The sequence below is a fragment of the Vitiosangium sp. GDMCC 1.1324 genome, assembly GCF_003044305.1.
Lineage (GTDB): Bacteria > Myxococcota > Myxococcia > Myxococcales > Myxococcaceae > Archangium.
In genome coordinates this window covers 70,532-92,962 of record NZ_PZOX01000019.1, presented here as the reverse complement: position 1 = coordinate 92,962, position 22,431 = coordinate 70,532, and the positions used below count along the sequence as shown (strand labels likewise).

At 68.4% G+C, this 22,431-nt stretch carries 21 protein-coding genes; 9 read left to right on the top strand and 12 right to left on the bottom strand.

What is annotated here, in order from left to right:
• Nucleotides 1-149: 149 nt before the first annotated feature.
• Genes DAT35_RS41140 through DAT35_RS41135 form a run of 3 tightly spaced genes read right to left on the bottom strand, consistent with a single transcriptional unit; the run spans nucleotide 150 to nucleotide 1,144 of the window.
• A complete protein-coding gene (locus DAT35_RS41140) occupies nucleotides 150-617 on the bottom strand; it encodes a molybdenum cofactor biosynthesis protein B (protein ID WP_199243160.1) in 468 nt (155 codons plus the stop codon).
• Nucleotides 618-646: 29 nt separating this feature from the next.
• The gene (locus DAT35_RS60185) at nucleotides 647-784 is read right to left on the bottom strand and encodes a hypothetical protein (protein WP_199243148.1); all 138 of its coding nucleotides are present in this window, start codon (nucleotides 782-784) and stop codon (nucleotides 647-649) included.
• Between the two features lie 42 nt (nucleotides 785-826).
• Nucleotides 827-1,144 carry a Rieske 2Fe-2S domain-containing protein gene (locus DAT35_RS41135; RefSeq protein WP_108074767.1) on the bottom strand — a complete coding sequence of 106 codons (318 nt, stop codon included), beginning with the start codon at nucleotides 1,142-1,144 and terminating at the stop codon, nucleotides 827-829.
• A gap of 142 nt (nucleotides 1,145-1,286) precedes the next feature.
• Between DAT35_RS41135 and polX the strand changes: the two genes are divergently transcribed.
• The 3 genes from polX to mrtX are packed head-to-tail and all read left to right on the top strand — an operon-like array spanning nucleotide 1,287 to nucleotide 4,382.
• Nucleotides 1,287-3,026 (top strand): DNA polymerase/3'-5' exonuclease PolX, encoded by a 1,740-nt coding sequence (polX, locus tag DAT35_RS41130; protein ID WP_108074766.1) that lies wholly within the window; start codon nucleotides 1,287-1,289, stop codon nucleotides 3,024-3,026.
• Between the two features lie 34 nt (nucleotides 3,027-3,060).
• On the top strand, nucleotides 3,061-3,657 hold the full coding sequence (locus DAT35_RS41125; protein ID WP_108074765.1) for a serine protease: 597 nt from the start codon (nucleotides 3,061-3,063) through the stop codon (nucleotides 3,655-3,657).
• Nucleotides 3,654-4,382: a myxosortase MrtX gene (mrtX, locus tag DAT35_RS41120; protein WP_108074764.1), complete on the top strand. Its 729-nt coding sequence runs from the start codon at nucleotides 3,654-3,656 to the stop codon at nucleotides 4,380-4,382. Before DAT35_RS41125 ends, mrtX begins: the two co-directional genes overlap by 4 nt.
• On the opposite strand, the gene DAT35_RS41115 is transcribed toward mrtX, so the two are convergent.
• A complete protein-coding gene (locus DAT35_RS41115) occupies nucleotides 4,383-5,216 on the bottom strand; it encodes a class II glutamine amidotransferase (RefSeq protein WP_108074763.1) in 834 nt (277 codons plus the stop codon).
• Between the two features lie 214 nt (nucleotides 5,217-5,430).
• Here DAT35_RS41115 and dnaK point away from each other — a divergent pair, with 214 nt between their 5' ends.
• Nucleotides 5,431-7,047: a molecular chaperone DnaK gene (gene dnaK, locus DAT35_RS41110; protein ID WP_108074762.1), complete on the top strand. Its 1,617-nt coding sequence runs from the start codon at nucleotides 5,431-5,433 to the stop codon at nucleotides 7,045-7,047.
• 197 nt (nucleotides 7,048-7,244) lie between these two features.
• On the opposite strand, the gene DAT35_RS58465 is transcribed toward dnaK, so the two are convergent.
• Nucleotides 7,245-7,856 carry a hypothetical protein gene (locus DAT35_RS58465; RefSeq protein ID WP_146210093.1) on the bottom strand — a complete coding sequence of 204 codons (612 nt, stop codon included), beginning with the start codon at nucleotides 7,854-7,856 and terminating at the stop codon, nucleotides 7,245-7,247.
• Between DAT35_RS58465 and DAT35_RS41100 the strand changes: the two genes are divergently transcribed.
• Both DAT35_RS41100 and DAT35_RS41095 read left to right on the top strand, forming a co-directional pair.
• The gene (locus DAT35_RS41100; RefSeq protein WP_108074761.1) at nucleotides 7,846-8,592 is read left to right on the top strand and encodes a J domain-containing protein; all 747 of its coding nucleotides are present in this window, start codon (nucleotides 7,846-7,848) and stop codon (nucleotides 8,590-8,592) included. The two genes, DAT35_RS58465 and DAT35_RS41100, sit on opposite strands and share 11 nt — an antisense overlap.
• 27 nt (nucleotides 8,593-8,619) lie before the next feature.
• On the top strand, nucleotides 8,620-9,372 hold the full coding sequence (locus tag DAT35_RS41095; protein ID WP_108074760.1) for a CvpA family protein: 753 nt from the start codon (nucleotides 8,620-8,622) through the stop codon (nucleotides 9,370-9,372).
• 8 nt (nucleotides 9,373-9,380) lie between these two features.
• Here DAT35_RS41095 and clpX read toward each other — a convergent pair whose 3' ends face one another.
• On the bottom strand, nucleotides 9,381-10,454 hold the full coding sequence (clpX, locus tag DAT35_RS41090) for an ATP-dependent Clp protease ATP-binding subunit ClpX (RefSeq protein WP_108074759.1): 1,074 nt from the start codon (nucleotides 10,452-10,454) through the stop codon (nucleotides 9,381-9,383).
• 219 nt (nucleotides 10,455-10,673) lie between these two features.
• On the opposite strand from clpX, the gene speA reads away from it, so the two are divergent.
• The gene (gene speA, locus DAT35_RS41085; protein WP_199243147.1) at nucleotides 10,674-12,692 is read left to right on the top strand and encodes a biosynthetic arginine decarboxylase; all 2,019 of its coding nucleotides are present in this window, start codon (nucleotides 10,674-10,676) and stop codon (nucleotides 12,690-12,692) included.
• 323 nt (nucleotides 12,693-13,015) lie between these two features.
• On the opposite strand, the gene DAT35_RS41080 is transcribed toward speA, so the two are convergent.
• The 3 genes from DAT35_RS41080 to DAT35_RS41070 all read right to left on the bottom strand — a co-directional run bounded on the left by DAT35_RS41080 (nucleotide 13,016) and on the right by DAT35_RS41070 (nucleotide 15,377).
• Complete coding sequence (locus DAT35_RS41080; protein WP_108074757.1) at nucleotides 13,016-13,507, bottom strand: hypothetical protein; 492 nt, start codon at nucleotides 13,505-13,507, stop codon at nucleotides 13,016-13,018.
• A 36-nt stretch (nucleotides 13,508-13,543) separates the two neighbouring features.
• On the bottom strand, nucleotides 13,544-14,590 hold the full coding sequence (gene add, locus DAT35_RS41075; RefSeq protein ID WP_108074756.1) for an adenosine deaminase: 1,047 nt from the start codon (nucleotides 14,588-14,590) through the stop codon (nucleotides 13,544-13,546).
• 142 nt (nucleotides 14,591-14,732) lie between these two features.
• Nucleotides 14,733-15,377, bottom strand: a complete 645-nt coding sequence (locus DAT35_RS41070) for a type IV pilin protein (RefSeq protein ID WP_108074890.1) — start codon at nucleotides 15,375-15,377, stop codon at nucleotides 14,733-14,735.
• A gap of 202 nt (nucleotides 15,378-15,579) precedes the next feature.
• On the opposite strand from DAT35_RS41070, the gene DAT35_RS41065 reads away from it, so the two are divergent.
• Complete coding sequence (locus DAT35_RS41065) at nucleotides 15,580-17,379, top strand: CsgG/HfaB family protein (RefSeq protein ID WP_108074755.1); 1,800 nt, start codon at nucleotides 15,580-15,582, stop codon at nucleotides 17,377-17,379.
• Between the two features lie 12 nt (nucleotides 17,380-17,391).
• Here the strand turns inward: DAT35_RS41065 and DAT35_RS41060 are convergent, their stop codons facing one another.
• Nucleotides 17,392-19,719 carry a hypothetical protein gene (locus tag DAT35_RS41060; RefSeq protein ID WP_108074754.1) on the bottom strand — a complete coding sequence of 776 codons (2,328 nt, stop codon included), beginning with the start codon at nucleotides 19,717-19,719 and terminating at the stop codon, nucleotides 17,392-17,394.
• 43 nt (nucleotides 19,720-19,762) lie between these two features.
• On the opposite strand from DAT35_RS41060, the gene DAT35_RS41055 reads away from it, so the two are divergent.
• Nucleotides 19,763-20,470, top strand: coding sequence for a CsgG/HfaB family protein (locus DAT35_RS41055; protein ID WP_158502105.1), 708 nt, complete (start codon nucleotides 19,763-19,765; stop codon nucleotides 20,468-20,470).
• A 4-nt stretch (nucleotides 20,471-20,474) separates the two neighbouring features.
• Here the strand turns inward: DAT35_RS41055 and DAT35_RS41050 are convergent, their stop codons facing one another.
• Nucleotides 20,475-21,776, bottom strand: coding sequence for a tetratricopeptide repeat protein (locus DAT35_RS41050; RefSeq protein WP_108074752.1), 1,302 nt, complete (start codon nucleotides 21,774-21,776; stop codon nucleotides 20,475-20,477).
• A gap of 70 nt (nucleotides 21,777-21,846) precedes the next feature.
• The gene (locus DAT35_RS41045) at nucleotides 21,847-22,380 is read right to left on the bottom strand and encodes a hypothetical protein (protein WP_108074751.1); all 534 of its coding nucleotides are present in this window, start codon (nucleotides 22,378-22,380) and stop codon (nucleotides 21,847-21,849) included.
• Between the last annotated feature and the right edge of the window lie 51 nt (nucleotides 22,381-22,431).

The following is a 22,431-nucleotide window of genomic DNA, read 5'->3' as shown; positions in this document are numbered from 1 at the left end:
AATTATCGGAGCTGCTCGCACATGGTTTCCTGGAGACTCATCAACGCCGTCTGATTCGTCCTCACCATCCTGTTCTGTCTGGAATGTGACGCGAACCGGCCAGACCTCGCGGAGATTGAATGGGCGAGGCCTGGCCGGAAGCTCTCAACTCAGCGCGTCAGCTCACGCACCGCGTGACCCAGCTCGGGGAGGATGAGCCGCTGAAGCCCGAGCCGCACCGCCTGTGGCGAGCCCGGCAGCGCGAAGAGGATCATCCCCTGGTACGTGCCCGCCGTCGCCCGGGACATCATCGCGGCGCTGCCGATCTCCTTGAACGACAGCATCCGGAACAGCTCGCCGAAGCCGGGCAGTGTCTTCTCGAACAGCCCCTGCAACGTCTCCACCGTGCTGTCCCGCCGGCCGATCCCCGTGCCTCCGTTGAAGATCACCGCCCGCGCTCCCGACTCCTGCGCTTCCTTCAGCGTCGCGCGGATCGCCTCGGGCTCGTCCTTGATCACCTTGTAGCCGCTCACCGAGTGCCCCTCGGCCTCCAGCAGCTCGCGCAGGACCCGCCCGCTCTCGTCCTTCGACGCGTCCCGGCTGTCCGAGCACGTCACCACGAACGCACTCACGTGCACCGGCGCGTGCGACTTGTGCTCCGCCGCCGTCACCGAACCGTACGCGTGCCTGTGCTCATGGTCGTGATGGTGATCATGCCCGTGGTCCTGACCGTGCCCATGATCGTGGTGATGATCATGACCATGTCCGTGGTCATGGCCGTGCCCGTGACCATGCCCGTGGTCATGGTCGTGATCGTGTCCTTCGTGTGCCATACCGATCCTCCTCCCTACACGTCCTTGTCGGGCAGCTCGACCACCAGCTCCCCGTTGTCGACCTCGAGCTTCACCGTGGGCTGGTCGTCACACACGCCCGGCGAGGTCTCGTTCTTCCCCGAGTCCATGTCGAAGCCGACCTCGTGGCAGGGGCAGACGACCATGTTCCCCTCCAGGCGGCCACCGGACAGCAGACACCCCGCGTGGTTGCACCAGTCATCGAGCCCCTTGTAGCGCCCGTTGATCCGGGCAACGCACAGGCTGCGCTTGCCCACCTCGTAGCCCCGCATCTCCTTTTCGGCGAAGTCCGCCGGTCCGAGCTTGATCTTCATCGGCTCCGTCTCTCGTGGCTCTCTGGAGTCAACATCCGGTGTCCTTGTATCCCGACACGGCCGGGCCTGGGAGGTCTTGCGAGTGAACCTCGCGTTTCCGCTCGCCTGCACCCCCATTCCATGGGCATTACCTTCCCCCGTGATGCCTGCCGACAAAGCCACCGTGGTCCAGGTCCTCCGGGACATCTCGCTCCTCCTCCAGATGAAGGGGGAGAACCCCTTCCGCAGCCGGGCCTACGACACGGCCGCCGACCGCATCGCCGGCCTCTCCGAGGACCTCGGCGCCCTCGTCCGTGACGGCCGCCTGAAGGAGCTCCCGGGAATCGGCCAGGCGATCGCCGACAAGGTGTCCGAGCTGCTCACCACCGGAAAGCTCGCCTACTACGACGCGCTGCGCGGTGAGTTCCCCCCGGGAGTCCTGGAGCTCGTCCAGGTGCCCGACCTCGGCCCGAAGAAGGCCCTGGCCATTGCGCGCCAGCTCGGGGTGGATGGCGTGGATGCGCTCGAGAAGGCCTGCCGCGAGGGCCGCGTGCGCAAGCTGTCGGGTTTCGGCGAGAAGAGCGAGGCGAAGATCCTCGCCGGGGTCGAGATCTACCGGAGAACCCGTACGCCCCGGCGCCTGCTGGGGGACGTGCTGCCCGTGGCCGAGCGGCTGCTCGCATCCATCAAGGCCGCGCCCGGAGTCATCCGCGCGAGCGTCGGAGGCAGTCTGCGCCGGCGTGCGGAGACGATCGGAGACGTGGACCTCATCGCCTCGGCGCCCGATGCCGGCGCGGTGTTCGATACCTTCTCCCGAGCCCCCGAAGTGGCCCACATCATCGGCCGGGGCGAGAGCAAGTGCTCGGTGCGGCTGCACGAGAAGGATCTCCAGGTGGACCTGCGCGTCCTGCCCGACGAGGACTTCGCCACCGCCCTGCACCACTTCACCGGATCCAAGGCCCACCACGTGCGGCTGCGCGGAATCGCCCATGACCGGGGGCTGAAGATCTCCGAGTGGGGCGTCCACCGCGACGACGGCACCAAGCTGCACGTGCCCGACGAGGCCGCGCTCTACCGGCTGCTCGGCATGCAGTACGTCCCGCCCGAGCTGCGCGAGGACTCGGGAGAGATCGAAGCCGCGCTCGAGGGCCGGCTGCCCGAGGACCTGATCACACTGGAGGATCTCCAGGGCGCCGTGCACGCCCACAGCACCTGGTCGGACGGAAAGCACTCGCTGGAGGAGATGGCTCGCGCGGCCCAGGCACTGGGCCTGAAGTTCCTCACCGTCACCGAGCACAGCCAGGCGGCCATCTACGCCGGAGGCCTCAAGGAGGACGACCTGCGCCGGCAGTGGGAGGAGATCGACCGCGTCAACGACACCGTCAAGGGCGTGCGGCTCCTCAAGGGCATCGAGGTGGACATCCTGGAGAGTGGCGCGCTCGACTATTCGGACAGCGTCCTCGAGAAGCTCGAGGTGGTCATCGGCTCCATCCACGTGCGCCACGGCATGGACGAGGAGCAGATGACGCGCCGGCTGCTGACGGCCTTCGACAACCCGCACCTGCACATCCTCGGGCACCCCACCGGGCGCCTCATCCAGAACCGCGAGCCCTACCCCATGCGCATGGAGGCGGTGCTCGACAAGGCCGCCGAGCGAGGCGTGGCGGTGGAGGTGAATGGCAAGCCGGAGCGGTTGGACCTCAAGGCCGAGCACGTGCGCCTGGCGCTCCAGCGCGGGGTGAAGCTGGTGGCGAGCTGCGATGCGCACCGGGCCGAGGATCTGGGCAACCTGGCCTTCGCCGTGGCCACCGCGCGCCGGGGTTGGGCTCGGAAGGGTGACATCCTCAACACCCTCCCCGCGGAGCAGTTCGTCTCCACCCTGCGCAAGCTGCGAAGCGCCTGACGCGGCCCATCACCGGTGCTAGGCTCGCCGCGCCTTGCCGCACCGACTGATCCCGCTCGTCCTCTTCCTGCTCGCCACCCACGCCTCCGCCGTGGATCGCCCCACCATGGCCGATCTGCAGAAGGCGCTGGCCCTGCACGAGCGCTCCGTGGTGAAGGTGCGAGGCACCCGCAAGGCGGGCCTGGGCGTCATCGTGGGCACCGAGGGCCAGGTGCTCACCTCCGTGAGCCACATCAGCCTGGACACCGCCCAGGTGGAGTACGACGGGCGGACACTGCCGGCCAGGGTGGTGCTCGCCAATGCGTACTTGAAGGTGGCGGTCGTCGCCGCGCCCGCGGGTGAATACCCCGCTGCCCCCGTGCGGGTGGCCTCCGAGAGCCCCGTCGGGCAATGGCTCATTGGCGTCGTGCCCGGGCGAGGCCGGCAGCAGGACAGGCCACAGGCGGCCCTGGCTCGCAAGGCCCCCGCGCCCTTCTTCGACGTGAGCCTGGCGCTCCCTCCGGGCAGTCCCCTCTTCGACACCAACGGCCGGCTGGTGGCGGTGTCCGTCCAGCGCAAGGGACGCGGCTGCCGGGCCCTGTCCCTGGACGTCGTCCGGCAGCAGCTCGCCACGAAGGTGGCCACGCCGTGAGCACCTCCGCCGCCCCGGCCACGCCCTGGCGCCCGAGCGCCGTGCAGGAAGTCCTGGGCCTGTGGGGCCTGGGCTTCCTGGGCATCATCATCGCCTTCCTCCTCTTCGGAGGCTCCGGCATCCCCAAGCTGGTGGCCACGGTGGGCTTCCTCTACCTGCCGCTCATCCCCATGCGCTGGCGGGGCGAGGACTACCGCGACTACGGCCTCAGCCTGCGCACCTGGCGCGAGGACGTGCGCCTCTTCCTCATCATGAGCGCGGTGGTGTTCCCCCTCTTCTTCGGGGCCTTCGCCCTGTGGACGCAGGTGCTGCCCCAGCTCCCCCCAGACCTGGCACGCCTGCTGGCTCCCTTCCGGGGTGTCTCGCACTTCACCCCGCGGCTGCCGCCCCGCTTCGGTGAGTGGGTGGTGGATCAGCTCTTCGTGGTGGCACTGCCGGAGGAGTTCTTCTACCGGGGCTACATGCAGGCCCGCCTGCGCGATGCCTGGCCCCACGGGCGGCGTGTCCTGGGCGTGCGTCTGGGGGCCGCCTTCTGGCTGACGGCGCTGCTCTTCGCGCTCGGCCACCTCGCCATCTTCCAGGTGTGGCGCCTGTCCGTCTTCTTCCCCGCCCTGCTCTTCGGATGGATGCGCGAGCGCACCGGCAGCGTGGTGGGCTCCGCCCTCTTCCACGCCGCCTCCAACCTCTTCGTGCGCTTCCTCGAGGTGTCCTTCTTCGGCGTGTGACTACGCCGTCAGGTGACGCACCCGCAGGTCCGGCTCCACCGCCAGTGTGGTGCCCTCGGCCAGCTCCACCCAGCCCGCCGGACGCTTCACGTGCGTGGCCACCACCACCGAGCGCCTCCGCCGGTGCGCCACCACTCCCGGCTGCGACTCGGGCGAGGTGGGGGTGATGCCGCACACCTCGCAGCGATCCGTACCCTCCAGGCGCGTGTAGTACAGCGGCTGTCCGCCCAGGCGCGTGGCCACCAGGACGAAGCCATTGGTGGCCAGGAGGTTCACCGTGGAGGTGCGCGCGGCGCCCGCGGAAGCCGAGGCCTTCGACAGGTAGCGCGCGGTGTCCGCCAGCAACCGGCCCACCGCCTCCGCCTCCAGCCTCGGGTCATCCGCGTGCCCCGTCTCCCACAACCGCTTCAGGAAGAGCGCGAAGGCCACCTCGCTGTCCGTCTCCCCGCGGATCTGCCGCTTGAGGAAGTCCGGCACCTCGTCCAGCAGCCCGGCACGGATGCGGGCGAAGTCCTGGAGGCTCCCCTGGTGTGCGAACAGCCAGCGGCGCGAACGGAACGGCTGGGTGTTCTCCTCCAGCGACAACCCGACGGGCAGCCGCCGCCCGTGGAAGAGCAGCGCCTCTGTCTCGTGCGGCGGAGCGAGCGATTCCAGGGACAGGTCCGCGTCCCGGGGGAAGCGGCGCAGCAGGACGTCATCCTGCGCATAGGCTCCAATGCCCACGGCGTTGGATCGCCCCTCCTCTCCCTGGAGAGACACCTGCCCCTCCAGCCGATGCAGCTCGCACCGCACCAGGTTCGGATCGGACGTCAGGACGGCCAGCGCGACGGACATGCGACAAACCTCCTTGTTCTCCTCATAGATAATGCCGCCCCCCCCGCCCCCTCAACCCAACCCCCGGACGGCTGGATGCTGGGCCAAACCCTTGAAACGACTGGGGTTTACCCATACGGAACGTTTGACAGGCCGAGTGCGAGGTGCCTAACATCCCGGCGCCTTTCCGAGGGCCGGGATTCCAACGGCCCTCCCTGGCTACACCGGAGACGGAATGTCGAACGACATCGCGATCGGCATCGACCTGGGTACCTCCACCTCGTGTGTGTCCGTGGTGCAGGACGGTCAGCCGTTCGTCATCCCCAACGAGTGGGGTGAGACGACCCACGCCTCGTGCGTGTCCTTCCTCGAGGACGGCTCGGTCCTGGTGGGCAACGCGGCCAAGCGCAACATCATCACCAACGCCGAGTCCACGGTGTACTCGGCCAAGCGGCTCATCGGGCGCTACTACTTCTCCGACGAGGTGAAGAAGGCCCAGGCGGTGATGCCCTACCGCATCGTCGAGGGCGACAACAACTCGGTGCGCATCGCCGTGCGGGGGCACGACTACTCGCTGCCGGAGATTTCGGCGCTCGTCCTCAAGGAGATGAAGGCCATCGCGGAGACGTACCTGGGCCGCGAGGTGACCAAGGCCGCCATCACGGTGCCGGCCTACTTCAACGACAACCAGCGCCAGGCCACCAAGGACGCGGGGCGCATCGCCGGGCTGGAGGTGCTGCGCATCCTCAACGAGCCCACCGCGGCGGCGCTCGCCTACGGCTTCGGCCGGGAGGTGAGCCAGCGCGTGGTGGTGTACGACCTGGGCGGCGGTACCTTCGACGTCTCCATCCTGGAGATCGGCAAGGACGTCTTCGAGGTGCTGTCCACCGCGGGCGACACGTACCTGGGCGGCGACGACTTCGACGACCGCATCATGACGTGGCTGGCGGACGACTTCATGAAGCGCACGCGGCTGGATCTGCGGCAGAACAAGTACTGCCTGCAGATGCTCAAGGACGCGGCCGAGCGCGCGAAGATCGACGTGGGCAGCACCGGCGTGGCGGACGTGCTCTGCCAGGGCATCTGCCAGGACGCCAGCGGCAACGTGCTGGACCTGAGCAACCGGCTCACGCAGGACCAGTTCAACCGGATGGTGATGGACCTGGTGCAGCGCACCTTCAAGGTGTGTGACGAGGCGCTGCAGTCCGCGCGCATGACGGCGGCGGACATCGACGCGGTCATCCTGGTGGGTGGCCCCACGCGCCTGCCCATCATCCGCAACTCGGTGCGCCACTACTTCCAGAAGGAGCCCAAGGAGGGCGTCAATCCGGACCAGGTGGTGGCCATGGGCGCGGCGCTCCAGGCCAACGCGCTGCTGGACGCGGCCACCGAGACCTTCCTGGTGGACGTGACGCCGCTGTCGCTGCGCATCGGCACGGTGGGCGGCTACACCGAGAAGATCATCGATAAGAACACCCCGGTGCCCATCGACCGCTCGAAGACATTCACCACCAGCCGCGACGGCCAGGAGAAGGTGAAGATCCGCGTCTACCAGGGCGAGTCCAACCGCGCCGACGAGTGCGAGATGCTGGGCGAGTTCGAGTTCTCGGGCTTCCGCATCGGCTACCGCGGCGAGGTGAAGATCGACGTGACGTTCGAGATCAACACCGACGGCCTGGTGAACGTGTCGGCGACGGATCAGGAGACGGGGCAGAAGACGTCCACCACCCTCACCATGTCCTCGGGCATGTCGGAGGCGGACATCCAGCGCTCCATGCAGGCCAACAAGCAGCTCCAACTCGCGGGCCATGGGGGGGACCTGCCCGCCGTCGCCGCCAGACGAGGAAGATAGACCCGCGCGATGTCCCAGCCTCCCCAGAACGGCGCCGGGAAGCCCCCCGCCCCTCCGGTCCCGAGCCAGCCCGCCACACCGGGCTCCCGGGTGACTCCGGCGGCCGCCGCGCCCGCCGTGCCTCCGGCCCGTCCGCCCGCCTCGGGCACCGCGCCGGCCGTGGCCCCCGTGCGGCCTCCCGTGACCGCGGCCCCGGGTCAGCCCCCGTCGCGCCCGTCCTCGCCGGGAGTGCCCTCCGTGGCCCCCGCGGCCCGTCCATCCGTGCCCGGTGCGGCGGCCCGTCCGCCCCCACCTCCCGGTGCGCCTGCCCCGGCCTCCGCGGCCCGTCCGCCCCCGCCTCCCGGTGCGTCCGCCGCCCCTGGTGGGTCTCCGGCCACGCCCGCGCGCCCCATGGGGACACCCTCGGGGACTCGCCCCAGTGTCGCAGCGGTCCCGAGCGTGGCGCCCGCGCGTCCGTCCGCGCCCCCAGCACCTCCGGGCCCCGCGGTGCCCCCTCCTCCGCCGGCTGCGGCCACCGCGTCCCGCCCACAGCCGCCCACGCTGGCCCCGGGCGCGGCGCTTCCCCCGAGCCCCGCTCCCTCGGGCACACGTCCCGTCGTCCGGCCCACCACCTCGCTCCCGGCCGTGGCGCCCGCGGGATCCGCACCCGTGCGCCCTCCGTCCGGGAGCAGCCCGGTTCGTCCGCCGCCTCCTCCCACCGGCGCGGCCCAGCCTCCCCCCCCGCCTTCCGCCGCACTCCAGCCGCCGCCCCCTCCGGGTGCGCCACGCCCACCGGGAGTGCCCTCGGTGGCACCCGTGATGCCCTCCATCGCACCGCTCGTGCCCTCGGTGGCGCCCGTGGTGCCCTCCGTTGCACCCGCGGGAGCTCCAGCGCGCCCTCCGTCCGGCGTCAACCCCGCCGTCCCGCCTCCGCCTCCCACCGCCTCGGCCCAGCCTCCACCCCCGCCGCCCGCCGCGGCCGGGAAGAGCCTGGACCTGGATCCCGCCCAGATGGCCCAGCTCTGGGAACGCTGCGCCCAGCTCGACCAGATGGACTACTTCGAGATCCTCATGGTGGAGCGGACGGCGCCACCCGCGGACATCAAGAAGGCCTTCTACCGGGAGAGCCGCAGCTACCACCCGGACCGCTTCTTCCACCTGCAGAACAAGGACCTCAAGGACCGCGTCAACGAGCTCTACAAGCGCGTCACCGAGGCCTATTACGTGCTGAGGGACGACGCGAAACGCCGGCAGTACACGGCGAACGTCTCGGGGCCCGAGCGCGCCCAGAAGCTGCGCTTCACCGAGTCCTCCGAGGCCGAGACGCGCGCGGCCTCCAAGCGCCAGGTGGAGGAGCAGATCGGCGTGCACCCCAAGGGGCGCCAGTTCTACCAGACGGGCGCGGCGGACGCGGATGCGGGCCGCTGGGCCTCGGCCGAGCGCAACCTGAAGATGGCACTCACCTATGAGCCGGCGAACACCCGCTACAAGGAGAAGCTCGCCGAGGTCCAGAAAGTGCTACTGGAAGAGTCACGCAAGCAGGGCGACGCCTTCAAAATCCGCTGACGAACACCAGGCGGAAGGAGGAACCGCGTGACCATCGACCTGATCATCCTGGGGCTGGTGCTGCTCTTCGCCGTGGTGGGCGCCATCTCCGGAGGGGCCAAGCAGATCGCCAACATGGCGGCGCTCGCGGTGGCGTGGTTCGTCTCGCGCAAGCTGGGCACGTACGTGGGTCCGAAGATGGCGGAGGCGCTCGGTGGCGCGCCGCTCCTCATCGGCACGGTCGCCGGCTCCCTGCTCCTCTTCATCGGCGTGCTGGTGGCGGTGCGCTATGCCCTCACCACCCTGCTGCAGCGGCTCTTCGGGAGCACGAACCCGGAAAAACGGGGCCTGGACGGCGCCATCGGCTTCGTGCTCGGCGGGGCGAGGGTGGTGGCCATCACCTACGTGGTGCTCAGCGCGCTCGTCTTCGCCGAGCAGTACATCATCGTGGCGGGCAAGCGCATGGGCGTGTCCCCCAAGGACTCGCTGAGCTTCGCGCTGGCGCGCCGCTACAACCTCTTCGAGATGACCCAGTTCGCCGCGGTGAAGGACATGGTCGTGGTGGGCAAGGTGGCGTCGAACCCGGAGCGGGCCCGGCGCCTGGCGGAGAACCCGGCCTACAAGTCCCTGAAGCAGGACCCGCGCTTCCAGCGGGCAATGTCGGACAAGCAACTGCGCGAGGCGATGGAGCGCGGTGACACGCAGGCGGTGCTGCGCAGCAACCTCGTCCTCCAGCTCCTTCAGGATCCCGAGTTCGCGGCCCGGCTCGGAGCCGCGGCGCGGGCCTCCGAGCGCGAGTAGCCTCGGACTCAGGCCCCCCACCCGGCGTGCGCCTCCAGGCCCGCCAGCCGGGTGCGCACGAAGCCCTGGTCCACGGTGACCTGGTGACGGCGGTGCTCGGGGGCCTCGAACATCACGTCGGACATCACGTGCTCGAGGATGGAGCGCAGACCGCGCGCCCCCAGCCCCTTGTCGATGGAGAAGCGCACCACCTCGCGCAGGGCGTCGTCGGTGAGCTCCAGCTCGATGCCGTCCAGCCCCAGCAGCTCCCGGTACTCGCGGATGATGGAATCCGGAGACTCGGTGAGCACGCGCAACAGCTCCGGCTCGCCGAGCAGCTCCAACTGCACCACCACCGGCAGGCGGCCGAGGAACTCGGCGAGCATCCCGTACTCCACCAACTGCCGGGTGGTGACGTGCCGGCGCACCCGCTGGCCCTCCATGGCGCCAAACCCCATGGGCCGCGAGTCCACGGAGCCCCCGTACTCGTGCAGATCCGAGAACGTGCCCGCGCAGATGAACAGGATGTCCCGGGTGTCGATGGGCACGAAGTCACCGCGATTCCACGCCTGTGTGACATTCATGGGAACGAAGACCTCGCGGCCCTCTAGCAGCTTGAGGAGCGCCTGCTGAACGCCCTCGCCGCCGATGTCCCGGCTCCCCGCCCCGTTGCGCGCCCCCTGCGAGCGCCGGGCAATCTTGTCCACCTCGTCGATGAAGATGATGCCCCGCTGGGTGTCCTCGACCGAGTGGTTGGCCTTGAAGAGCAGGTCGGCCACCATCACCTCCACGTCCTTCCCGTAGTAACCGGCCTCCGTGTACTCGGTGGCGTCCACGGTGGTGAACGGGACGGAGAGGATCTCCGCCAGATTCCTGGCAATGTGGGTCTTTCCGCTTCCCGTGGGCCCGATGAGCAGGATGTTGGACTTCTTGAGCAGCGAGGTGCGCCGCATTCGGCGCGCCTGGACTCTCTTCAGGTGGTTGTGGGCGGCGATGGCCACGGCCCGCTTGGCTGTCTCCTGCCCGATGACGAACCTGTCCAAGCGCTCGTAAATCTCCCTCGGGGTCATCAACGGCGAGTCCCTGCGTGCGGACGACTCCATGTACCCTCCCCTTGGCTCCATACGGGCTCCCCAACCTCCTCTGGGGGAAGGGTAGGAATCCGCTGGAGGACAGCCCACCCATGACTTGGAGGGCCCTCTGGCGCCGTCTGGCCGCCCGCCCTTCAACCAGGGGTTGAATGACGGGGGGATTCCCGATAGTTCCCGCGCCGTCCGATGTTGGACAACCTCCACCCCTTGACCGGGAGAGCAGGAACGCCGATGCCTTCGATCACTCCTCAGCACCGTTGGACCCTCGCCGATGCCCAGGACACCTACGGCATCCGCAACTGGGGCTCGCCCTACTTCGGCGTCAACGACAAGGGCAATGTGTGTGTCCATCCGGACGGCCCCCAGGCCCCGAGCATGGACCTGAAGGAGTTGGTGGACGAGGTCCGGCGCCGAGGCATCGGCCTGCCGCTGCTGATCCGCTTCACGGACGTGCTGCGCCACCGGGTGATCCACCTGAACCAGGCGTTCCGCAAGGCGATCTCCGAGCACAACTACAAGGGCGTGTACCAGGGGGTGTACCCCATCAAGGTGAACCAGCACCGGTACGTGGCGGAAACGATCGTCGAGACGGGCAAGCAGTTTGGCTACGGCCTGGAGGCCGGCAGCAAGCCGGAGCTGCTCGCGGTGATGGCGCTGCTGGACCAGGAGGACGCGCTCGTCATCTGTAACGGCTACAAGGACGAGGAGTACGTCGAGACGGCGCTGCGCTTCTCGCGCCTGGGCCGCAAGGTGATTCTCGTGGTGGAGAAGCCCTCGGAGCTGCCGCTGATTGCCGAGGTGGCACGCAAGACGGGCATCCAGCCGCGCATCGGCATGCGGGTGAAGCTGTCCTCGCGCGGAGCGGGCAAGTGGGAGGCCTCGGGCGGAGACCGCTCGAAGTTCGGCCTGTCATCCTCGGAGCTGATGAGCGCCATCGGCTTCATGAAGGAGACGGGACTGCTGCCGAGCTTCGAGCTGCTGCACTTCCACCTGGGCAGCCAGATCTCCAACATCCGCAACGTGAAGAACGCGCTGCGCGAAGTGGGCCGCTTCTTCGTGGAGGTGGCGCGCCTGGGGGCGCCGCTGAAGTACCTGGACGTGGGCGGCGGCCTGGGCGTGGACTACGACGGCTCGCAGACGAACTTCACGTCGTCCATGAACTACACGACGGAGGAGTACGCCAACGACGTGGTGTTCGCGGTGATGGAGGCGTGCGACGCCGCGGGCGTGACACACCCCACCCTGGTGTCCGAATCGGGCCGGGCCGTGGTGGCACACCACGCGGTGCTGGTGGTGGACGTGCTGGGCACCAGCGAGTTCGATCCGGTGAGCGTGCCAGACAAGGCGGACGAGAAGGCGCCCTCGGTGGTGCGCAACCTGCTGGCCACGTTCAAGGACGTGACGAACAAGAACCTGCTGGAGGCCTACCACGACGCCCAGGAGTACAAGGAGGAGAGCCTGACGCTCTTCTCGCTGGGACACCTGTCGCTGGAGCAGCGGGTGATGGCGGAGAACATCTTCTGGGCGCTCTGCCACAAGATCATGCGCATCGCGCGGGAGTCGGGCGAGGTTCCCGAGGAGCTTGAGGCGCTGGAGAAGCAGCTGTCGGACACGTACTTCTGCAACTTCTCGGTGTTCCAGTCACTGCCGGACTCGTGGGCGATCGATCAGCTCTTCCCCATCATGCCGATCCACCGGCTGAACGAGCGGCCGACGCGGCAGGCGGTGCTGGCGGACATCACGTGCGACTCGGATGGGAAGATCGACCACTTCATCGACAAGCGCGAGGTGAAGGACGCACTGGAGCTGCACCCGCTCAACAACGATGACTACTACCTGGGCATCTTCCTGGTGGGCGCATACCAGGAGATTCTGGGGGACTTGCACAACCTGTTCGGAGACACGCACGCGGTGCAGGTGTCACTGGCGCCGAACGGGGGTTACCTGATCGACCACGTGGTGGAGGGCGACACGGTGACCGAGGTGCTCAACTACGTGAGCTACAACAAGGACGACCTGGTGGCGAAGCTGCGCAAGTCCACCGAGGTGGCGCTGCGCAACGGCCGGCTGACGCTGGACGAGTCGCGTCAGCTGCTGCGCATGTACGAGGAAGGCCTGTCCGGCTACACGTACCTGGAGCGCGAGGTGGATGCGTCCTTCGTGGCGGCGCACGGGCAGCTGCGCCTGGTGACGCAGGATGCGGGCACGGGCGGCAAGGCGCCTGTCCCGCCCTCGGGCACGGGGACCTGAGCCCCACGGTAGAACCAGCGCAGTAACGAAGCCCCGCGCGCACAAACAGGTGCCGCGGGGCTTTGCTTTTGCCCGTGGCGATGACGACCGTCCGCGGAGGAGCCGGCTCGACGAACTGCCACGCCACCGCCACGACTGCCGCCGCACGCACCATCTCCAGACGCGACAATGCCCGAGGACCCACGTTTCGCGCTCCCTGCACGCCAGACCCTCCTTCGAGCCGGTATCGTAACCAGTGGGGAGTCCATCGCTCGCCTCCACCGCTCGCCCCGGCCACCCGACTGCTTCGGAGGCAACGTCTCGACTGTCGTGGGCTGTGCCTTTCAGCGTCCCGCCACGGAGAGCAATGCGAGCTTTCCCTCGATGGCGCGCCCCGGTTCGCCTCGGATCGAGATGCGGAGGTTCAGCGCGGGCACCTCGAACCTGGAGACTCCGGGCCATCCGAAGAGTCCGTCCTCTTGGGGACGAACGCAGTGGAGCTCGCTCCAGGGAATGCAGGGGATGCCTCGAAAGAACGGGGAACGGAAGAGCCCGTTGGGCGCCAGGTGAACCCCCGCGGTGCCGATCCCCACGTAGAGGGCGTTGTGGAAGCTCACCCCCCAGCGCATGTGGCCCGAGGCGAAATGGAAGGATTTCTCCACGAGCTCATCCACGGGCGGGTACCGAACCAGGAGTGCCCGGTGCCCGGTGACCCACGACATCACGGTGCAGGAGAGCACCCACATTCCCGCGAACAAAACGAGAGCGACCACCGGGCTGAATGGAGCATCGGACCTCGCGGTGACCAGCAGGGCCTCCGGAATGAACGGACTCATGTCGAAGGGAGTATAGACGGGTGGCGACTCGCGGGGTCAGCGTTCCGCGCGGAGCCCATTGGCCAGTGAGCGCTGGGCCGTGAGCAGCTCTTGCTTCCGGGGCTCGGGCAGGAAGCTGTGCTCGACGGCGGCCGAGGCCAGGGAGAGCACCGTCTCCGATGACCAGCCGAAGCTGGCCGCGCACCGCAGGTACTCGTCGGTGAGCGTGGTGGAGAAGAGTGGCGGATCATCGCTCGCGACACTCACGGCGAGCCCCGCCTCCATCAGCTTCGGAAGCGGATGCTGCTCCAGGTCAGGGCAGACGTGCAGCGCCACATTGCTGGACGGGCACACCTCCAGCGGGATGCGGTGCTCCGCCAGGTACTCGACCAGGGCGGGGTCCTCCAGGCAGCGCACGCCGTGCCCCAGACGCTCGGCGCCGAGCCAGCGCAGCGACTCCCAGATGCCCTCGGGGCCACGAAACTCCCCCGTGTGAGGCAGGCTGTGCAGACCTCCCTCGCGGGCTCGGGAGAAGATCGACGCGAAGAGCTCCAGCGGCCACCGGGCCTGCTCCTGCCCACTCAACCCGAGCCCGATGACGCCCTGCTCCCGCCCGCGCAGCGCCAATTCGAGCGTGGGCTCTGCGTGCTCCGTGCGGTCGCGCATGAAGTCGAACACCCAGGCGAGCTCCACCCCATGCTCTCGCTGAGCCCGTGCACGGCCCTCGGCCAGCCCCTCGAGCACAACCACCTCGGGCACGCCGCGGTCCACGTGGGTCATCGGGGTGACCGTGACCTCCGCGTACCGCACGTTCTGCGCCGCGAGCACACGCGCCAGATCGACGGTGATGGCGGTGAAATCCCCGGCATCCACGAGGCATTGGCTGATGGCCAGATACAGGGTGACGAACTGCTCGAAACTCGCGAAACGGTAGCGTCGCCGCAGCCCCTCGAGGCCCTCCGTGGCTCCAGGCAACGAGACGCCATGCTTCCGCGCCAGGGAGAGCGCCATCTCTGGCTGGATGCTGCCTTCGAGGTGGAGGTGAAGCTCGGCTTTGGGAAGCTGGCGGATGAGCGCATCGAGCCGGGGCGCGAGAGTCGTCATGGCACGCCCATCAGAACTCAAGCCCCTCACGCTGTCAGCACGCGCCTGACGATCTCCGGAGGGTTGCCCACGCGCCCAGACACTCGGGCGGGGGCCCGGCGCGCATCATGGCACCGGGCCCCGCCCCACGTCTGGGATTGTCTCAGAAGCTATCGCACTCGATGTCGTCGTAGACATTGAACGGCTTACCGGCTTGCACGGAGGTCTTCTCCGTGCCGCAGGTCCTCGAGAGCTCGGCATCGCCGGTGGAGACGTACCACGTGTCCACGTCGGCGAGGTCGCCATCGATTTCGCCAGTCGCGATCGCGCTGATATTGCAATCCGGGCAGGAGCCTCCGAGACCCGGGTCGATCGGGGCAGCCCCTGGACCCGTATGGGTGGCCTTGAATCTGGGCCAGACAGGCAGTTGGGCCCAATCCGGGCCGTGCACGTAGCGGTCCACAGTGATGCAGTCCACCGTCCCCGAGTCCGGCACCGTGGGAGTGGCGGTATCGCGCAGCTCGCAATTCAGCCACGAGCCGAAGAAGTAGGCATAACGGTTACCGCGTTCGATCGTGAAGCCGAGAGTCCGGATGTTCTCCTCATAGCGTGCCTCCTCCTGGTAGAAGGAGCGCTGGGCCTGGGACCACGCCTTGAGGTTTTGCCGGACCTCGGCCTGATGGGCGTGAGAACGGGCGGACAGGAATCTCGGGACGGCGATGACGGCCAGCAGGCCGAGCATCACCAGGACGATCGCCACCTCGATGAGAGTCGAACCTCGACTGTGACGTTGAGTTGGACGGCGCATGAATCCTCTCTTGTAGAGAAAGATGAAGCAGGTTTTGTCATGAGCCCCCCACAGGGCAGCAAGAGGATAGCACGGCCCATGCCTGCCCGGACGCTCTGGAAACCACTGGAATCCCGGAGAGGGCCCCTTCGCGCACTGACCATTTTTGTCTGAGGATTGACAAGATTCGTCAGTGCGATCCCGGCGTAGGATTCACGCTCCCATGCCCCGACTCCTGGCCCTCGCCCTGAGCCTGCTGTTCGCGCTGTCCCTCTCCGCACAGGCCGCGGAGGGAGGCGACGTCAAACCGGTCGTCGCGGTCCTCTACTTCGACAACAACACCGGGAAGCCCTCGTTCGATGTCCTGCGCAAGGGCTTCGCGGACATGATGGTGACGGACCTGGCCGCGGTGCGGCAGATCCAGGTCGTCGAGCGCGAGAAGCTCCAGAAGCTGCTCGACGAGCTGAAGCTGCAAAAGAACGAGTACTTCAATCCGAAGACGGCCCAGCGGATTGGCCAGGGCATCGGCGCGCAGTTCGCGGTGGCGGGCTCCCTCCAGGCCATCGACCCAGCGCTGCGCATCGACATCCGGCTCGTCGAGATCGCCACCGGCAAGGTGCTCCTCGCCGAGAAGGTGACGGGCAAGAAGAACCAGCTCTTCGACCTGCAGCAGCAGCTCGTGGGCAGGTTCGTGAAGGCGCTCCTTCCCAAGCTTGATCAGTTCCCGAAGCCCCGGAGCCGCGCGCCCGACGTGGACACGCTGCTGAGCTACTCCAAGGGCATCGACCTGGTGGACCAGGGCAAGCTCCAAGAGGCCAGTGTGCAGCTCGCCTCGGTGGTGAGTCAGGCCCCCACGTTCCTCCTCGCCCGCGAGCGCCACGAGGAGATCCTCTCCCGCCTGAAGCAGGCGCAAGAGCGCCGGGCCGAGACACTCACCGATCTGGACGAGCTCCTCGGACAGAAGGCGGAGCGGTTCCTCCAGGAGAAGACCCTGGCCGGGCTCGATGAGAAGGAGGGCTCCACGCTCCTCGCCTGGCGGATCATCCGGATGCAGTACCTGGCCCGCAAGCTCCGGCTGCACCTCTCTCCGAAGCACCCCCACATCGTGATGCCGGGCCACGAGCCCCAGGCCCTGGCGCTGATGCAGCGCTGGCACGAGCAGGCCCAGGCCTTCGTCCGGGAGAGCACCGAATACGTCCAGCGCTTCACCCGTGAGGCGAATGGCGTCCGCTTCCTGCCGAACACCTCGATGGAGCTCTCACCCGAGGACGAGGAGCACGTGCGCCAGGCGAAGTATGGCCCGCTGCGCTTCGACGACGAGGCGCGCATCACCGTCGCGGAGGCCCTGCTCATGGGCCAGTTCGAGGACGGAAACGAGAGATTCGTCGCGGGGCCCTCGCTCTCGGACCTGGAGCCTTCCGTGGAGGAGGAGGGCTTCCGCCTCCTCGAGGAAGCCGTCGAGGACACCTCCGCCCTCACGCCCCAACTGCGCGAGCACCGGGTGCGCCGGGCGCTCGATCTCCACGGCGATGCGCTCATGCGCAAGGGCCGCACGGAGGAGGCGATCGCCCGGTGGCAGCGGTTCCTCGACCTGTTCCCGACCTCGAGCCAGTTCAACTTCATCAGCAACAAGATCAAGACCGCGCTGGGAGTGGGCTCCAATGCCTACGACAACTCGGGCGCCACCTTCGCGCAGCAGCTCGAGACCTGTGACAAGAACGGCATCCTCCAGGGCTACAGCCATGAGATGAGCCGGCGCTTGCTGACGCGGGGCTACAAGGCGGCTCGCGAGCTGTTCGTCGAGGTGGACACCCGGTGTGGGGAGTCCAAGGAGCTGAAGTCGTTCCTCCGCTCGCTGCTCACCACCGCGGCCATGTCCGCCGCGAATGCCGGTGACTGCGCCACGTTCCACGAGCTGATGACGACCCGCTTCCTCGCCCTCCATGGCAGCCAGTCAGAGATCGCGGGCTACCTGAAGAACTACGTCCCCCAGTGCAAGAAGGAGGAGCCCGCGGCCCCCTGAGCCGCGAGCCCCTCAGCGTCGGCGCCAGTTCATCACCCGGGCGAAGAACACGGTCCCGAAGACGAGCACCGTGAAGGCCGCCGTGTAGCCGAGGAAGATGAGCCACCCGGTGGTGGTGCCCGGAATGCCCACCGTGGGGCTCATGTCCTGGAACTGCGCCCCGGAGAAGAACCCGCACGCGAGGCTCACCGGCAGGAAGACGAACACCAGGATGCCCACCATCCGGTCGAACTGATCCCTCTTGTACTGGTCCAGCTCCGCGGCCTGGTCCTTCATGGCCTCCACCGTCTCCTGCAGCCCGTGCAGCGAGTGCCAGGCGAGATAGCGCGCGTTGATGTCCGGGTCCTCGCTCACGCGCGTGTGCCACAGGGAGTTGGTGAAGAGCATCACGTCGGAGCGGACGCTGCGCGCGGGCCGCAGGCTCTGCCAGCGTGAGGTGCGGTAGCGCTGCTCCACCTCGGCCATGCGCCGGCTGGTCTCGAAGGCCGAATAGCGCTGGCCAATCGTGAGCAGGAAGAGCAGGACGTCCCGGTCACACCCGAGTGGCCCACGATCCTCCTCCTCGATGAGGAACTCGAGCCGGGCGCCGCCCGTCGACGTCAGCCAGTGCTCCGTCTCACCGGCGGCATCCCGGAGCACGCGCCGGCTCTCGGCCGCGGCCTCGGATGGCAGCCGCTCCAGAGTGGGCTCCGCTCCGGAGGCAAGCGCGTGGAAGAGCCCCTGCATGGAGCGCGAGTCATCGAGCATCGACGAGCGGCCTCGCGAGATGCGGTAGGCGCCATAGACGAGCCAGCGCTCGGGGCCCAGCGGCGCGAGCCAGGGAGGCAGTCCCCGCAAGGGCTCGAGCTCCCACAACTCCTTGCCCTCCACGAGCGCCGCCTGCTCATGGGCGAGCGTGTACAGCGAGGTCGGCGTCTTCCGGGGCCGTTCGATCCACACGACGACGAGCCGGTTCGGGTAGACGGAGACGCGGACGGTGTGGCCATCGGTGGGCTTCTCGTAGTGCGTGACGTCCGCCTCGTGGGTGGAGCCCAGGAAGGAGTTGACCACCGCGGGGTGGAAGGACATGCCCAGGGGAGAGAAGTCACACCGGCGGAAGCCTCGGGACATGAGCTCCGCGTCCGGCGCCGGTCCCCGCCACAGGAAGGGCCGGGCGAAGACGATGTGGGCGCGGAGGACGTGGACGTGGCGGCCCACGTTGAACCGGTCCCAGATGGCCTGCCACAGCTCGCGGCGCGACAGCCGGGTGCCCGAGTACGGGACGGCCACCATCGTCGAGCGGCCCACGGGGCTGGCATAGCCGTCCGAGTACCACGGGTCCGAGTAGTCATTGGGCTGGCGCTCGAAGCGCCGCGCGCCCTTCGCACGCGAAGTCCCATCCGGAAGCCGCTCTCCCTCGAGCTCGTCCAGGGCACCCGCGAGGTCCGCGAGCGACCCCGCGCGCTCGGGGGTGATCGAGAAGGCATGCCAGGGCCTGGATTGATCCGGCCGCGAGATGTGGACGGCCATGAAGTCGAAGCCCTGGCCGTAGTGGGTGTTCTCGGTGTCGGTGCGCGCGAGCAACCGCAGGACGGTGACGTCCTGGAAGGAGGACAGGAAGAGCGCATCCACGCGCCTCACGGAGCCGTCCTTCTTGCCGTCGATCGGGATGTCGAGCTGCACGCGTTGGGCACGCGACAGCTCGGCGCGGTACAGCAGCTCGTCCGCCTTGAGGCGCCGGGAGACGACCGGGGGGATGAGCGTCTCGGACAGCCTGGCCAGCTCCGAGGGAAGGCGGACGGCCGTGAGCACGGAGGCCATGAGCTCCAGCACCTCGCGAGTGGGGCAACCAGTCTCCGAGGGCCAGAGGTTCAGGGCGGCGTAGAACACCGTCCCCAGGGCGCTCTCGTAGTCGCCCACCGTCTCGGTGTGGCCCTGCTCCCACTCTCCCAGGTACTCGACGAGCGCCTCGGCCCCCTCGGGCCAGGAGCCGTGCAGGAGCCGGTACACGCTCAGCAGCGTGGCGCAGACGACGTCGAGGGTGTGCTCGTGGACGCGCAGGACAAGGCGCCCGAGCGAGCCCTCGGGCTGTCCCTCCCTGAGTTGACGGGAGAAGGTGTCGAGCGCGTCTGCGGACAGGAGGACGGCGCCCGTGGTGGAGCGCACCGAGCGCCGCATCCACTGGGGCAGCTTCCACGCCAGCATGCGGGGATGGGGTGGCAGGGATTCGATGCGTGAGCCCACGCTGATGAACAGCTCGCGTGCTTCCGGCTCCACTCCCGGGGCGGGCTTGTCGATGCTCCACTCGACCTGCCCCTCCCCCATCAGGAACTCCACCACCTGTCGCAACTTCGAATCCATGGGGGGCACCTTATAGGCGCATCCCGTGCGAGAATCCCGCTCCGTGAAGACCCTGCGCTCCTCGCTCACGCGTCTCGCCGTCTTGCTGCTCGGATTGCTCACCCTGCCCGTGCTGGCCGCCGACAAGCCCACGGTGGCGGTGCTCTACTTCGACTACGAGGGCGACACCGCTGGGATGAAGCTCCTCAAGAAGGGCCTGGCCCAGATGCTCATCTCGGACCTGTCTGCCCACGAATCCGTGCGGCTCGTGGAGCGCGAGCGCCTCCAGCAGGTCCTCGACGAGCTGAAGCTGAACCAGTCCGACAAGTTCGACCCGGAGACCGCCAATCGCATCGGCAAGCTGCTCGGGGCGCGCTACCTGGTGATGGGCGGCTACTTCGACGTGATGAACACCCTGCGCGTGGACGCCCGCGTCGTCGAGACCGAGACGGGCCGCATCATCCGCTCCGTGGGAGCCGACAGCACGCCGGACAGGTTCCTCACGTTGGAGCAGACGCTCGCGCAGGACCTGCGTGCCGTCTTCGAGGAGCTCACCGCCACGGCCGAGCCCGGCAAGGCGCCCGCGAAGCCAAAGCCCGCCCGAGGCAAGCCGCGCAGGCTCACCCGGGACACGGCACTGCGCTATGCGCGTGCGTTGGACGCGAAGGACCGCAAGGACCTGGAGACGGCGAAGAAGGAGCTGACCGCCGTGGTCAAGGCCCAGCCGGACTTCCAGCTCGCCTCCACGGAACTGGCCCTGCTGATGAAGTAGGCGCTCAGGGCGAGCAGAGCGTGGCGGCCTCCGGGTGCCCCAGCTTCTTCGCCTGGCACCAGGCGGATTGGGCGCGCTGCAGATCCGCGGTGGCCTCCTGAGCGTGCCCGGAGTCCTGGGCCTCCCGGGCCCGCATCGCGTACGCCTCTCCCAATTTGAGGTGGATCTCCGCGACATTCGGAGCGCTCTCCACCGCGCGCTCCAGCCATGACACGGCCTGTTCGGTGCGTGGCAGCTTCAAATAGAGAAACCCCAGGTTGTAGCGAGGCTTCCAGAAGCGAGCGTCCAGCTCCGAGGCGCGGGTGAAGCGCTCCACCGCCTCCTTCAGATTCTGGTTGGCCACCGCCATCCGTCCCGCCAGGTTCTCCGCCGCCGCGAAGTTCGTGCACAGCAGGGCCTTGTTCATGGCCTCCGCATCGGGGTGCCTGGCCAGGAGGCTCGCCTTCGCGACGTGGAACCACCCTTCCGGGCCCCAGTTCGGACTCCGCATCCGCAGCGCGGGGAGCGCCGCCGAGGCCTCGCGCTCCCGGTCCTTCTCGGGAACGCGTTCCGACAACTTGGGTCCCATCTCGAGGAGCACCACGAGCGCCCGCGGGTCGGTCTCCTGGCAGTCCACGGGGGGCGGAGGCTCCGCGTTCTCCCCATAGAGCGCATCCACCTTGTCCCGGGCACTGGAGGCGCTCGCGGAAGAGGACGCATCGGTCATCGGACGGTAGGCGAGAACACCCAGGCCCGCGGCGAGCGCCACGAGGCCGGCGCCCCCCACCAGTGCCAATCGCCTGCTCATCGGACGCCTGCTCCCCGGAGGCCGGACCTCGGGAGCATGAACCGTGGGAGTCCCCGGAGTGGCCGGGACGATCGCAGCGGCGGCGGGCTCCTGGGCGTATCGCTCCTGGTACCAGGAGAGGATGGCCACTAGGGAGCTGAGGCTCGTCACCGCCTCCTGGAGCGCCACCTTCACCCCCGGGTCGTGAAGGTCTCCCGCGTGGTCGTGCGCGCTGAGGTTTCCCCAGGCCTGCACCGTGCTCATGTGCGCGAGGACATGCGTGGGAATCAGGCCCGCGTTGGCCTGCTGCCGGAACTTGTTGAGGAGCTCGTCGAGCGTGGCCTTGCCGGGGGTCTGCTTCAGCTCGGTGGTGATCAACGAGCGCAGGAGCATCTCGAGCACCAGCCGCGCGTTCTGCAGGACCCCCTTGTAGTCCCGGTTGCGTCCCCGGGTAGCCAGCGCCAACAGGTCATCCTGGGCCCTGCCAAAGTACGGCGTGAGCAACTCGATGCGCTTGAGCAGCGGCTCCAGCTCGGTCATCTCGAATCCCCTGGCGGCAACCCTACCACCGCGAGCGGACACGCCGGAGGCACTGGACGATCCGTCCCGCCTACCCCTTCCCGGAGGGAGAGGGAGTAAGCGGGAGCACGGCGCCTTCGCTGGGTTTGGAGAATGCCTCTTCCGAGGCCTCCAGCCGCAACCGCTCCAGGGTGCGCCGCTGCTGCTCCGTCCGGGTGACGAGCGCCGCGAAGTCGAAGCGGCTCAGGCGCTCGTCCTTGGGAGCCAGCCGCCGGAGCGTCTGCCACAGCCCCAGCCGCCCCTCGGTGCCCAGACACAGCCCCTCCAGCTCCACCACGCGGCTCAGCGGCGAGTAACCCACCCACTGGCCGTTGAGCTTCAATCGCCCCAGCTTCTCGCCCAGCCAGGCAACGCCCACCTTCACCGGATCGCGCGGTACCCCCAGCGCCACCATCACGCTCAGGAGCAGCTCACGGTCCTCCCGCAGTTCCCCGAGCAACACGTCCAGGTATTGACCCAGGGGGTTGCCCGCGTTCTCCGACCGCGTGCGGTTCGCCAGCTCCACGCCGACGGTGGAGCCCGCGAGATGATCATTCAGGTAGATCCGCAACAGCGCCACGTTCACGCCGGCCTCCTCGTGCTCGATCCGCCCCGAGGGAGGGTCGGCACACCCGGG

Excerpts from the sequence above, each read along its gene's own strand:
- DAT35_RS60185 (WP_199243148.1), bottom strand. The coding sequence starts at position 784 with ATGACCACGGGCATGGTCACGGGCACGGCCATGACCACGGACATGGTC.
- DAT35_RS41135 (WP_108074767.1), bottom strand. The coding sequence starts at position 1,144 with ATGAAGATCAAGCTCGGACCGGCGGACTTCGCCGAAAAGGAGATGCGG.
- polX (WP_108074766.1), top strand. The coding sequence starts at position 1,287 with ATGCCTGCCGACAAAGCCACCGTGGTCCAGGTCCTCCGGGACATCTCG.
- DAT35_RS41115 (WP_108074763.1), bottom strand. The coding sequence starts at position 5,216 with ATGTCCGTCGCGCTGGCCGTCCTGACGTCCGATCCGAACCTGGTGCGG.
- dnaK (WP_108074762.1), top strand. The coding sequence starts at position 5,431 with ATGTCGAACGACATCGCGATCGGCATCGACCTGGGTACCTCCACCTCG.
- DAT35_RS41100 (WP_108074761.1), top strand. The coding sequence starts at position 7,846 with ATGCCCTCCATCGCACCGCTCGTGCCCTCGGTGGCGCCCGTGGTGCCC.
- DAT35_RS58465 (WP_146210093.1), bottom strand. The coding sequence starts at position 7,856 with ATGGAGGGCATCACGGGTGCCACCGAGGGCACTCCCGGTGGGCGTGGC.
- clpX (WP_108074759.1), bottom strand. The coding sequence starts at position 10,454 with ATGGAGTCGTCCGCACGCAGGGACTCGCCGTTGATGACCCCGAGGGAG.
- speA (WP_199243147.1), top strand. The coding sequence starts at position 10,674 with ATGCCTTCGATCACTCCTCAGCACCGTTGGACCCTCGCCGATGCCCAG.
- DAT35_RS41080 (WP_108074757.1), bottom strand. The coding sequence starts at position 13,507 with ATGAGTCCGTTCATTCCGGAGGCCCTGCTGGTCACCGCGAGGTCCGAT.
- add (WP_108074756.1), bottom strand. The coding sequence starts at position 14,590 with ATGACGACTCTCGCGCCCCGGCTCGATGCGCTCATCCGCCAGCTTCCC.
- DAT35_RS41070 (WP_108074890.1), bottom strand. The coding sequence starts at position 15,377 with ATGCGCCGTCCAACTCAACGTCACAGTCGAGGTTCGACTCTCATCGAG.
- DAT35_RS41065 (WP_108074755.1), top strand. The coding sequence starts at position 15,580 with ATGCCCCGACTCCTGGCCCTCGCCCTGAGCCTGCTGTTCGCGCTGTCC.
- DAT35_RS41060 (WP_108074754.1), bottom strand. The coding sequence starts at position 19,719 with ATGGATTCGAAGTTGCGACAGGTGGTGGAGTTCCTGATGGGGGAGGGG.
- DAT35_RS41050 (WP_108074752.1), bottom strand. The coding sequence starts at position 21,776 with ATGACCGAGCTGGAGCCGCTGCTCAAGCGCATCGAGTTGCTCACGCCG.